The 12875-nt window shown below is 52.1% G+C and carries 8 protein-coding genes and 1 pseudogene; all 9 read left to right on the plus strand.

Going from position 1 to position 12875, the window contains the following annotated elements; translation table 11 throughout:
- Positions 1–386 (plus strand): annotated as a pseudogene (gene tuf, locus NNO08_RS20530) (elongation factor Tu); the annotation flags it as partial.
- A gap of 228 nt (positions 387–614) precedes the next feature.
- A complete protein-coding gene (secE, locus tag NNO08_RS20535; RefSeq protein WP_003033128.1) occupies positions 615–998 on the plus strand; it encodes a preprotein translocase subunit SecE in 384 nt (127 codons plus the stop codon).
- Position 999: 1 nt separating this feature from the next.
- Complete coding sequence (nusG, locus tag NNO08_RS20540; protein WP_003033125.1) at positions 1000–1545, plus strand: transcription termination/antitermination protein NusG; 546 nt, start codon at positions 1000–1002, stop codon at positions 1543–1545.
- 155 nt (positions 1546–1700) lie between these two features.
- Entirely contained in the window at positions 1701–2129 is a 429-nt protein-coding gene (rplK, locus tag NNO08_RS20545) for a 50S ribosomal protein L11 (protein WP_003033122.1), read from the plus strand.
- Between the two features lie 3 nt (positions 2130–2132).
- Positions 2133–2840, plus strand: coding sequence for a 50S ribosomal protein L1 (gene rplA / locus NNO08_RS20550; RefSeq protein ID WP_198907431.1), 708 nt, complete (start codon positions 2133–2135; stop codon positions 2838–2840).
- A gap of 417 nt (positions 2841–3257) precedes the next feature.
- Positions 3258–3755, plus strand: coding sequence for a 50S ribosomal protein L10 (gene rplJ / locus NNO08_RS20555; protein ID WP_001207203.1), 498 nt, complete (start codon positions 3258–3260; stop codon positions 3753–3755).
- Positions 3756–3821: 66 nt separating this feature from the next.
- The gene (gene rplL, locus NNO08_RS20560) at positions 3822–4187 is read left to right on the plus strand and encodes a 50S ribosomal protein L7/L12 (protein ID WP_003033114.1); all 366 of its coding nucleotides are present in this window, start codon (positions 3822–3824) and stop codon (positions 4185–4187) included.
- Positions 4188–4507: 320 nt separating this feature from the next.
- Positions 4508–8536 carry a DNA-directed RNA polymerase subunit beta gene (gene rpoB / locus NNO08_RS20565; protein ID WP_199948064.1) on the plus strand — a complete coding sequence of 1343 codons (4029 nt, stop codon included), beginning with the start codon at positions 4508–4510 and terminating at the stop codon, positions 8534–8536.
- Between the two features lie 76 nt (positions 8537–8612).
- Positions 8613–12836, plus strand: coding sequence for a DNA-directed RNA polymerase subunit beta' (gene rpoC, locus NNO08_RS20570; protein ID WP_005132891.1), 4224 nt, complete (start codon positions 8613–8615; stop codon positions 12834–12836).
- Positions 12837–12875: the final 39 nt, after the last annotated feature.

The raw sequence follows: 12875 nt of genomic DNA on the forward strand, positions 1-12875 counted from the left end.
ACGAAGGCCGTGCTGGTGAGAACGTTGGTGTTCTGCTGCGTGGTATCAAACGTGAAGAAATCGAACGTGGTCAGGTACTGGCTAAGCCGGGCTCTATCAAGCCGCACACCAAGTTCGAATCTGAAGTGTACATTCTGTCCAAAGACGAAGGCGGCCGTCATACTCCGTTCTTCAAAGGCTACCGTCCGCAGTTCTACTTCCGTACTACTGACGTGACGGGTACCATCGAACTGCCGGAAGGCGTAGAGATGGTAATGCCGGGCGACAACATCAAAATGGTTGTTACCCTGATCCACCCGATCGCGATGGACGACGGTCTGCGTTTCGCAATCCGTGAAGGCGGCCGTACCGTTGGCGCGGGCGTTGTTGCCAAAGTAATGAGCTAATTGCCGATAACATTTGACGCAATGCGCAATAAAAGGGCATCATTTGATGCCCTTTTTGCACGCTTTCACACCAGAACCTGGCTCATCAGTGATTTTTTTTGTCATAATCATTGCTGAGACAGGCTCTGAAGAGGGCGTTTAGTCCGAAACGCACCAGAGCATTTCGGTTTGGATCGCCTCGCTTACGCGGGGTGAAAATGTTTGTAGATACTTCTGACAGGTTGGTTTATGAGTGCGAATACCGAAGCTCAAGGAAGCGGGCGCGGCCTGGAAGCGATGAAGTGGGTTGTTGTCGCTGTATTGCTGCTTGTAGCTATCGTTGGCAACTACCTCTATCGTGACATGATGCTGCCGCTGCGTGCGCTGGCCGTAGTGATTCTGATTGCCGCAGCGGGTGGTGTCGCGCTGTTGACTACAAAAGGTAAAGCGACCGTTGCTTTTGCCCGTGAAGCGAGAACCGAAGTCCGTAAGGTCATTTGGCCAACTCGCCAGGAAACGCTGCACACCACGCTGATCGTTGCTGCGGTCACTGCGGTAATGTCACTGATCCTGTGGGGACTGGATGGTATTCTGGTTCGCCTGGTATCCTTTATCACTGGCCTGAGGTTCTAAGATGTCTGAAGCCCCTAAAAAGCGCTGGTACGTCGTTCAGGCGTTTTCCGGTTTTGAAGGCCGCGTAGCGACCTCGCTGCGTGAGTATATCAAGTTACAAAATATGGAAGAGTTGTTTGGTGAAGTCATGGTGCCGACTGAAGAAGTGGTCGAAATCCGTGGCGGCCAGCGTCGCAAAAGCGAGCGTAAATTCTTCCCGGGCTATGTACTGGTCCAGATGGTAATGAATGATGCAAGCTGGCACCTGGTGCGTAGCGTGCCGCGTGTGATGGGCTTTATCGGCGGTACATCTGACCGTCCGGCACCTATCAGCGACAAAGAAGTTGATGCGATCATGAACCGCTTGCAGCAGGTTGGTGATAAGCCACGTCCGAAAACGATGTTTGAGCCAGGTGAAATGGTTCGTGTTAGCGACGGTCCGTTCGCTGACTTTAACGGTGTGGTTGAAGAAGTGGATTACGAGAAGTCTCGTCTGAAAGTTTCCGTGTCTATCTTCGGTCGTGCGACTCCGGTTGAACTGGACTTCGCTCAGGTTGAAAAAGCCTAACACGTCGATCAAAAAAGCGACGATTTAATCGTTGCACAAGGCGCGAGATTGGAATACAATTTCGCGCCTTTTGTTTTTATGGATTCTGTCCGTAAAACGAATTTAATCACGGGGAGCCTCCTTGAGGCGCTATAACCCAACTAGAGGAATTTAGAATGGCTAAGAAAGTCCAAGCCTATGTCAAGCTGCAGGTTGCAGCTGGTATGGCTAACCCGAGCCCGCCGGTAGGTCCAGCACTGGGTCAACAAGGCGTGAACATTATGGAATTCTGCAAAGCGTTCAACGCAAAAACTGATTCCATGGAAAAAGGTCTGCCGATCCCGGTTGTTATCACCGTTTACGCTGACCGTTCTTTCACTTTCGTTACCAAAACGCCTCCGGCAGCAGTACTGCTGAAGAAAGCGGCTGGTATCAAGTCTGGTTCCGGTAAGCCGAACAAAGACAAAGTGGGTAAAATTTCCCGCGCTCAGCTGCAGGAAATCGCGCAGACCAAAGCTGCCGACATGACTGGTTCCGACATTGAAGCGATGACTCGCTCCATCGAAGGTACTGCACGTTCCATGGGCCTGGTAGTGGAGGACTAAGAAATGGCTAAACTGACCAAGCGCATGTCCGTGATCCGTGACAAAGTTGATGCTACTAAACAGTACGATATCAACGAAGCTATCGCTCTGCTGAAAGAGCTGGCCACTGCTAAATTCGTAGAAAGCGTAGACGTTGCCGTTAACCTCGGCATCGACGCACGTAAATCTGACCAGAACGTACGTGGTGCAACTGTACTGCCGCACGGTACTGGCCGTTCCGTTCGCGTAGCCGTATTTACCCAGGGCGCAAACGCTGAAGCTGCTAAAGCTGCAGGCGCTGAGCTGGTAGGTATGGAAGATCTGGCTGACCAGATCAAAAAAGGCGAAATGAACTTTGACGTTGTTATTGCTTCCCCGGATGCAATGCGCGTTGTTGGCCAGCTGGGCCAGGTTCTGGGTCCGCGTGGCCTGATGCCAAACCCGAAAGTTGGTACTGTAACGCCGAACGTTGCTGAAGCCGTTAAGAACGCTAAAGCAGGTCAGGTTCGTTACCGTAACGACAAAAACGGCATCATTCACACTACCATCGGTAAAGTGGATTTTGACGCTGACAAACTGAAAGAAAACCTGGAAGCTCTGCTGGTTGCGCTGAAAAAAGCTAAACCGACTCAGGCTAAAGGCGTGTACATCAAGAAAGTTAGCATCTCCACCACCATGGGTGCTGGTGTTGCCGTTGATCAGGCTGGTCTGAGCGCGTCTGCGAACGTCTAAGATTAGCTTTACGTGGGCGGTGATTTTGTCTACAATCTTACCCCCACGTTTCTGTTGAAATAAACAGAACTCTATGTGAGTCATCTGAATTGTAGCAAGGCAGCAATTGAGTGAATCGCCGGGAGTGTAGTTAACTACATGACCGGTGTGAGCGAGAGCAGCTAACGCGACTACAGTTCAAAGGACGAAGTCATAGACAAGATTTGTTCGTTGGAGCCTGGCCTATCCAGGCCTCCGTCGAAGACCGCAGGTGTTTCGTCAGAAACTTAATGCCCTGCGTAGACGGTGACAGAACGCTAAGATTATTTCTGATACTCTGGCTTGTTTCTGCTCACCGTATTTAGACGCTCTCTCCGTTGGGGGGAGTGAAGTGAGTTCCGGAACATGAGTTCCGGCAAACATCCAGGAGCAAAGCTAATGGCTTTAAATCTTCAAGACAAACAAGCGATTGTTGCTGAAGTCAGCGAAGTAGCCAAAGGCGCGCTGTCTGCAGTAGTTGCGGATTCCCGTGGCGTAACTGTAGATAAAATGACTGAACTGCGTAAAGCAGGTCGTGAAGCTGGCGTATACATGCGTGTTGTTCGTAACACCCTGCTGCGCCGCGTCGTTGAAGGTACTCAGTTCGAGTGCCTGAAAGACACGTTTGTTGGTCCGACCCTGATTGCATACTCTATGGAACACCCGGGCGCTGCTGCTCGTCTGTTCAAAGAGTTCGCGAAAGCGAATGCAAAATTTGAGGTCAAAGCCGCAGCCTTTGAAGGTGAATTGATCCCGGCATCGCAAATCGATCGCCTGGCAACTCTGCCGACCTACGAAGAAGCAATTGCACGCCTGATGGCAACCATGAAAGAAGCTTCGGCTGGCAAACTGGTTCGTACTCTGGCTGCTGTACGCGATGCGAAAGAAGCTGCTTAATCGCAGTTATCTTACTCAAGCATCTGCTTACGTATAAACTTATTCTGATTTTCAGGAACAATTTAAATGTCTATCACTAAAGATCAAATCATTGAAGCAGTATCCGCTATGTCCGTAATGGACGTTGTAGAACTGATTTCTGCAATGGAAGAAAAATTCGGTGTTTCCGCTGCTGCTGCTGTAGCTGTAGCTGCTGGCCCGGCTGAAGCTGCTGAAGAAAAAACTGAATTCGACGTAATTCTGAAAGCTGCTGGCGCTAACAAAGTTGCTGTTATCAAAGCAGTACGTGGCGCAACTGGCCTGGGTCTGAAAGAAGCTAAAGACCTGGTAGAATCTGCTCCGGCTGCCCTGAAAGAAGGCATCAGCAAAGACGACGCAGAAGCACTGAAAAAATCTCTGGAAGAAGCTGGCGCTGAAGTTGAAGTTAAATAAGCCAACTTTTCTGGTTGCAGCCTAAGAAATTAGGCTGATGGCTGGTGACTTTTTAGTCACCAGCCTTTTTGCGCTGTAAGGCGCCAGTAGCATTTCACACTGTTTGACTACTGCTGTGCCTTTCAATGCTTGTTTCTATCGACGCCTTAATATACTGCGACAGAGCGCCAGTTCTGTGTAAATCGCAATGAAATGGTTTAAGCGTGATAGCAACAGGCATTGCGGAAAGTATTCGATTTTCCGGTCAACAAAATAGTGTTGCACAAACTGTCCCTTCGTCGGACAGATGGGTCGACTTGTCAGCGAGCTGAGGAACCCTAATGGTTTACTCCTATACCGAGAAAAAACGTATTCGTAAGGATTTTGGTAAACGTCCACAAGTGTTGGACATACCTTATCTCCTTTCTATCCAGCTTGACTCGTTTCAGAAGTTCATCGAGCAAGATCCTGAAGGGCAGTATGGTCTGGAAGCAGCTTTCCGTTCCGTTTTCCCGATTCAGAGCTACAGCGGTAATTCCGAGCTGCAATACGTCAGCTACCGCCTTGGCGAACCGGTGTTTGACGTTCAGGAATGTCAGATCCGTGGCGTGACCTATTCCGCACCGCTGCGCGTAAAACTGCGTCTGGTGATCTACGAGCGCGAAGCGCCGGAAGGCACCGTAAAAGACATTAAAGAACAAGAAGTCTACATGGGCGAAATTCCGCTCATGACTGACAACGGTACCTTTGTTATCAACGGTACTGAGCGTGTTATCGTTTCTCAGCTGCACCGTAGTCCTGGCGTCTTCTTTGACTCCGACAAAGGTAAAACCCACTCTTCGGGTAAAGTGCTGTATAACGCGCGCATCATTCCTTACCGTGGTTCCTGGCTGGACTTCGAATTCGATCCGAAGGACAACCTGTTCGTACGTATTGACCGTCGCCGCAAACTGCCAGCGACCATTATTCTGCGTGCACTGAACTACACCACTGAGCAGATTCTGGATCTGTTCTTTGAGAAAGTTGTCTTTGAAATTCGCGACAACAAGCTGCAGATGGAACTGGTGCCGGAACGCCTGCGTGGTGAAACCGCATCCTTTGACATTGAAGCTAACGGCAAAGTCTACGTCGAAAAAGGTCGTCGCATCACTGCGCGCCACATTCGCCAACTGGAAAAAGACGATATCAAGCATATCGAAGTTCCGGTTGAGTACATTGCGGGTAAAGTTGCGGCTAAAGACTACGTTGACGAATCCACTGGCGAGCTGATCTGCGCAGCTAACATGGAGCTGAGCCTGGATCTGCTGGCTAAGCTGAGCCAGTCTGGCCACAAGCGTATCGAAACGCTGTTCACTAACGATCTGGACCACGGTCCGTACATTTCTGAAACTGTACGTGTCGACCCAACCAACGATCGTCTGAGCGCACTGGTAGAAATCTACCGTATGATGCGTCCTGGTGAGCCGCCGACACGCGAAGCTGCTGAAAGCCTGTTCGAGAACCTGTTCTTCTCCGAAGACCGCTATGACCTGTCTGCGGTTGGTCGTATGAAGTTCAACCGTTCTCTGCTGCGCGACGAAATCGAAGGTTCCGGTATCCTGAGCAAAGACGACATCATTGAAGTGATGAAGAAGCTCATCGATATCCGTAACGGTAAAGGCGAAGTCGATGATATCGACCACCTTGGCAACCGTCGCATCCGTTCCGTAGGCGAAATGGCGGAAAACCAATTCCGCGTTGGCCTGGTACGTGTTGAGCGTGCGGTGAAAGAGCGTCTGTCTCTGGGCGATCTGGATACCCTGATGCCTCAGGATATGATCAACGCCAAGCCGATTTCTGCAGCAGTGAAAGAGTTCTTCGGTTCCAGCCAGCTGTCTCAGTTTATGGACCAGAACAACCCGCTGTCTGAGATTACGCACAAACGTCGTATCTCCGCACTCGGCCCAGGCGGTCTGACCCGTGAACGCGCAGGCTTCGAAGTTCGAGACGTACACCCGACTCACTACGGTCGCGTATGTCCAATCGAAACGCCTGAAGGTCCGAACATCGGTCTGATCAACTCCCTGTCCGTGTATGCACAGACTAACGAATACGGCTTCCTTGAGACTCCGTATCGTAAAGTAACCGACGGTGTTGTAACTGACGAAATTCATTACCTGTCTGCTATTGAAGAAGGCAACTACGTTATCGCTCAGGCGAACTCCAACCTGGATGACGAAGGCCACTTTGTAGAAGATCTGGTTACCTGCCGTAGCAAAGGCGAATCCAGCTTGTTCAGCCGCGACCAGGTTGACTACATGGACGTATCCACCCAGCAGGTGGTTTCCGTCGGTGCGTCCCTGATCCCGTTCCTGGAACACGATGACGCCAACCGTGCATTGATGGGTGCGAACATGCAACGTCAGGCGGTTCCGACTCTGCGTGCTGATAAGCCGCTGGTTGGTACCGGTATGGAACGTGCTGTTGCCGTTGACTCCGGTGTTACTGCAGTTGCTAAGCGTGGCGGTACTGTTCAGTACGTGGATGCTTCCCGTATCGTTATCAAAGTTAACGAAGACGAGATGTACCCGGGCGAAGCAGGTATCGACATTTATAACCTGACCAAATATACCCGTTCTAACCAGAACACCTGTATCAACCAGATGCCATGTGTGTCTCTGGGCGAACCGGTTGAACGTGGTGATGTGCTGGCTGACGGTCCGTCCACCGACCTCGGTGAACTGGCACTGGGTCAGAATATGCGCGTGGCATTCATGCCATGGAACGGTTACAACTTCGAAGACTCCATCCTCGTATCCGAGCGTGTTGTCCAGGAAGACCGTTTCACCACCATCCACATTCAGGAACTGGCCTGTGTGTCCCGTGACACCAAGCTGGGGCCGGAAGAGATCACCGCTGACATCCCGAACGTGGGTGAAGCTGCGCTCTCCAAACTGGATGAATCCGGTATCGTTTACATTGGTGCGGAAGTCACCGGTGGCGACATTCTGGTTGGTAAGGTAACGCCGAAAGGTGAAACCCAACTGACGCCAGAAGAGAAGCTGCTGCGTGCAATCTTCGGTGAGAAAGCGTCTGACGTTAAAGACTCTTCTCTGCGCGTGCCAAACGGTGTTTCCGGTACGATTATCGACGTTCAGGTCTTTACTCGCGATGGCGTAGAAAAAGACAAACGTGCGCTGGAAATCGAAGAAATGCAGCTGAAGCAGGCTAAGAAAGACCTGTCTGAAGAACTGCAGATCCTCGAAGCTGGCCTGTTCAGCCGTATCTATGCTGTGCTGGTTGCCGGTGGTGTTGAAGCTGAGAAGCTCGACAAACTGCCACGCGATCGCTGGCTGGAACTCGGCCTGACCGACGAAGAGAAACAAAATCAGCTGGAACAGCTGGCTGAGCAGTACGACGAACTGAAACACGAGTTCGAGAAAAAACTCGAAGCGAAACGCCGTAAAATCACACAGGGCGACGATCTGGCACCGGGCGTGCTGAAGATTGTTAAGGTTTATCTGGCGGTTAAACGTCGGATCCAGCCTGGTGATAAAATGGCAGGTCGTCACGGTAACAAGGGTGTAATTTCTAAGATCAACCCGATCGAAGATATGCCACATGATGCTAACGGTACGCCGGTAGACATCGTACTGAACCCGCTGGGCGTACCATCGCGTATGAACATCGGTCAGATCCTTGAAACCCACCTGGGTATGGCTGCGAAAGGTATCGGCGATAAGATCAACGCCATGCTGAAACAGCAGCAGGAAGTCGCGAAACTGCGCGAATTCATCCAGCGTGCTTACGATCTGGGTTCAGATGTTCGTCAGAAAGTTGACCTGAATACCTTCAGCGATGAAGAAGTTCTGCGTCTGGCTGAAAACCTGAAAAAAGGTATGCCGATCGCAACGCCGGTGTTCGACGGTGCGAAAGAGTCTGAAATCAAGGAACTGTTACAGCTGGGTGGCCTGCCGACTTCCGGTCAGATCACACTGTTCGACGGTCGTACCGGTGAGCAGTTCGAGCGCCAGGTTACCGTTGGCTACATGTACATGCTGAAACTGAACCACCTGGTTGATGACAAGATGCATGCGCGTTCTACCGGTTCTTACAGCCTGGTTACTCAGCAGCCGCTGGGTGGTAAGGCGCAGTTCGGTGGTCAGCGCTTCGGGGAGATGGAAGTGTGGGCGCTTGAAGCATATGGCGCAGCATACACCCTGCAGGAAATGCTCACCGTTAAGTCTGATGACGTGAACGGTCGTACTAAGATGTATAAGAACATCGTGGACGGCAACCATCAGATGGAACCAGGCATGCCAGAATCCTTCAACGTACTGTTGAAAGAGATTCGTTCGCTGGGTATCAACATCGAGCTGGAAGACGAGTAACTCTCGATCAAACAGGTCACTGGTGCTGGCTTAACCGCCAGCGCCAGATTGTGCTAACTCCGACGGGAGCAAATCCGTGAAAGATTTATTAAAGTTTCTGAAAGCGCAGACTAAAACCGAAGAGTTTGATGCGATCAAAATTGCGCTGGCCTCGCCAGACATGATCCGTTCATGGTCTTTCGGTGAAGTTAAGAAGCCGGAAACCATTAACTACCGTACGTTCAAACCTGAGCGTGACGGCCTTTTCTGCGCCCGTATCTTTGGGCCGGTAAAAGACTATGAGTGCCTGTGCGGTAAGTACAAGCGCCTGAAACACCGTGGTGTGATCTGTGAGAAGTGCGGCGTTGAAGTGACCCAGACTAAAGTACGCCGTGAGCGTATGGGCCACATCGAGCTGGCGTCTCCGACTGCTCACATCTGGTTCCTGAAATCTCTGCCGTCCCGTATCGGTCTGCTGCTCGATATGCCACTGCGCGATATCGAACGCGTACTGTACTTCGAATCTTATGTTGTTATCGAAGGCGGTATGACTAATCTGGAACGTCAACAGATCCTGACTGAAGAGCAGTATCTGGACGCGCTGGAAGAGTTCGGTGACGAATTCGACGCGAAGATGGGTGCGGAAGCCATCCAGGCCCTGCTGAAGAGCATGGATCTGGAGCAAGAGTGTGAAACTCTGCGCGAAGAGCTGAACGAAACCAACTCCGAAACCAAGCGTAAGAAGCTGACCAAGCGTATCAAACTGCTGGAAGCATTCGTACAGTCTGGCAACAAGCCAGAGTGGATGATCCTGACCGTTCTGCCGGTTCTGCCGCCAGATCTGCGTCCGCTGGTTCCGCTGGATGGTGGTCGTTTCGCAACCTCAGATCTGAACGATCTGTATCGTCGCGTGATCAACCGTAACAACCGTCTGAAACGTCTGCTGGATCTGGCTGCGCCGGACATCATCGTACGCAACGAAAAACGTATGCTGCAGGAAGCGGTCGACGCCCTGCTGGATAACGGTCGTCGCGGTCGTGCGATCACCGGTTCTAACAAACGCCCTCTGAAATCTTTGGCCGATATGATCAAAGGTAAGCAGGGTCGTTTCCGTCAGAACCTGCTCGGTAAGCGTGTTGACTACTCCGGTCGTTCTGTAATCACCGTAGGTCCATACCTGCGTCTGCATCAGTGCGGTCTGCCGAAGAAAATGGCACTGGAACTGTTCAAACCGTTCATCTACGGCAAACTGGAACTGCGTGGCCTCGCCACCACCATCAAAGCCGCTAAGAAAATGGTTGAGCGTGAAGAAGCTGTCGTTTGGGATATCCTGGACGAAGTTATCCGCGAACACCCGGTACTGCTGAACCGTGCACCAACACTGCACCGTCTGGGTATCCAGGCATTTGAACCGGTACTGATCGAAGGTAAAGCTATCCAGCTGCACCCGCTGGTTTGTGCGGCATATAACGCCGACTTCGATGGTGACCAGATGGCTGTTCACGTACCGCTGACGCTGGAAGCCCAGCTCGAAGCGCGTGCGCTGATGATGTCTACCAACAACATCCTGTCCCCAGCGAACGGCGAACCTATCATCGTTCCGTCTCAGGACGTTGTATTGGGTCTGTACTACATGACCCGTGACTGTGTTAACGCCAAAGGCGAAGGCATGGTGCTGACTGGCCCGAAAGAAGCTGAGCGTATTTATCGCGCAGGTCTGGCCTCTCTGCATGCGCGCGTTAAAGTGCGTATCACCGAATACGAAAAAGATGAAAACGGCGAATTCGTAGCGAAAACCAGCCTGAAAGACACGACCGTTGGCCGTGCCATTCTGTGGATGATCGTACCGAAAGGTCTGCCTTTCTCCATCGTCAACCAGGCGCTGGGCAAGAAAGCTATCTCCAAAATGCTGAACACCTGTTACCGCATTCTGGGCCTGAAGCCGACCGTTATCTTCGCTGACCAGACAATGTACACCGGCTTTGCTTATGCAGCGCGTTCAGGTGCATCTGTTGGTATTGATGACATGGTCATCCCAGAGAAGAAACACGAGATCATCTCTGAAGCAGAAGCTGAAGTTGCTGAGATCCAGGAACAGTTCCAGTCTGGTCTGGTAACCGCGGGCGAACGCTATAACAAAGTTATCGATATCTGGGCTGCGGCGAACGATCGTGTATCCAAAGCGATGATGGATAACCTGCAAACTGAAACCGTTATTAACCGTGACGGCGTAGAAGAGCAGCAGGTTTCCTTCAACAGCATCTACATGATGGCCGACTCCGGTGCGCGTGGTTCTGCAGCACAGATTCGTCAGCTGGCAGGTATGCGTGGTCTGATGGCGAAGCCAGATGGCTCCATCATCGAAACGCCAATCACCGCGAACTTCCGTGAAGGTCTGAACGTACTCCAGTACTTCATCTCCACGCACGGTGCGCGTAAAGGTCTGGCGGATACCGCACTGAAAACAGCGAACTCCGGTTATCTGACTCGTCGTCTGGTTGACGTCGCGCAGGATCTGGTCGTTACTGAAGACGATTGTGGCACGCTGGAAGGCATCACCATGACCCCGGTTATCGAGGGTGGTGACGTTAAAGAGCCGCTGCGCGATCGCGTTCTGGGTCGTGTGACTGCTGAAGACGTTCTGAAGCCGGGTACGGCGGATATTCTGGTTCCTCGCAATACGCTGCTGCACGAACAGTGGTGTGACCTGCTGGAAGAGAACTCCGTTGACTCCGTCAAGGTACGTTCCGTTGTATCCTGTGACACCGACTTTGGTGTATGTGCGCACTGCTACGGTCGTGACCTGGCGCGTGGCCACATCATCAACAAAGGTGAAGCAATCGGTGTTATCGCGGCACAGTCCATCGGTGAACCGGGTACACAGCTGACAATGCGTACGTTCCACATCGGTGGTGCGGCATCTCGTGCGGCTGCTGAATCCAGCATCCAGGTGAAAAACAAAGGTAGCATCCGTCTGAGCAATGCGAAGTCGGTTGTGAACTCCAGCGGTAAACTGGTTATCACCTCACGTAACACCGAACTGAAACTGATCGACGAATTCGGCCGTACCAAAGAAAGCTATAAAGTGCCTTACGGCTCTGTTATGGCGAAAGGTGATGGCGAACAGGTTGCTGGCGGCGAAACCGTAGCAAACTGGGATCCGCACACCATGCCGGTTATCACCGAAGTGAGTGGTTTCGTCCGCTTCACTGACATGATCGACGGCCAGACCATTACTCGTCAGACCGACGAGCTGACCGGTCTGTCTTCTCTGGTGGTTCTGGATTCTGCAGAGCGTACTGCGGGTGGTAAAGACCTGCGTCCGGCACTGAAAATTGTTGATGCTCAGGGCAACGACGTTCTGATCCCAGGCACCGACATGCCTGCTCAGTACTTCCTGCCGGGTAAAGCGATTGTTCAGCTGGAAGATGGCGTACAGATCAGTTCTGGTGACACCCTGGCGCGTGTTCCGCAGGAATCCGGCGGTACCAAGGATATCACCGGTGGTCTGCCTCGCGTTGCGGATCTGTTCGAAGCCCGTCGTCCGAAAGAGCCGGCTATCCTGGCAGAAATCAGCGGCATCATTTCCTTCGGTAAAGAAACCAAAGGGAAACGTCGTCTGGTTATCACTCCGGTAGATGGCAGCGAACCGTACGAAGAGATGATTCCGAAATGGCGTCAGCTCAACGTGTTCGAAGGTGAACGTGTAGAACGTGGTGACGTAGTTTCCGACGGTCCGGAAGCGCCGCACGATATCCTGCGTCTGCGTGGTGTGCATGCTGTAACTCGTTACATCGTTAACGAAGTTCAGGACGTATACCGTCTGCAGGGTGTTAAGATTAACGATAAACACATCGAAGTTATCGTTCGTCAGATGCTGCGTAAAGCCACCATCGAAAATGCGGGTAGCTCCGACTTCCTCGAAGGCGAGCAGGTTGAATACTCTCGCGTCAAGATCGCAAACCGCGAGCTGGAAGCGAACGGCAAAGTGGGTGCAACGTTCTCCCGCGATCTGCTGGGTATCACCAAAGCGTCTCTGGCAACCGAGTCCTTCATCTCTGCAGCATCGTTCCAGGAAACCACGCGTGTCCTGACCGAAGCAGCTGTTGCAGGTAAACGTGATGAACTGCGCGGTCTGAAAGAGAACGTCATCGTGGGTCGTCTGATCCCGGCTGGTACCGGTTATGCGTACCACCAGGATCGTATGCGCCGTCGCGCAGCGGGCGAACTGCCAGCAGCACCGCAGGTAACTGCTGAAGATGCGTCTGCCAGCCTGGCAGAACTGCTGAACGCAGGCCTGGGCGGTTCTGACAACGATTAATCGTTGCCGACCATAATAAAAAACCCGCTTCGGCGGGTT

The organism is Citrobacter sp. Igbk 17, assembly GCF_028069775.1.
Taxonomy (GTDB): domain Bacteria; phylum Pseudomonadota; class Gammaproteobacteria; order Enterobacterales; family Enterobacteriaceae; genus Citrobacter.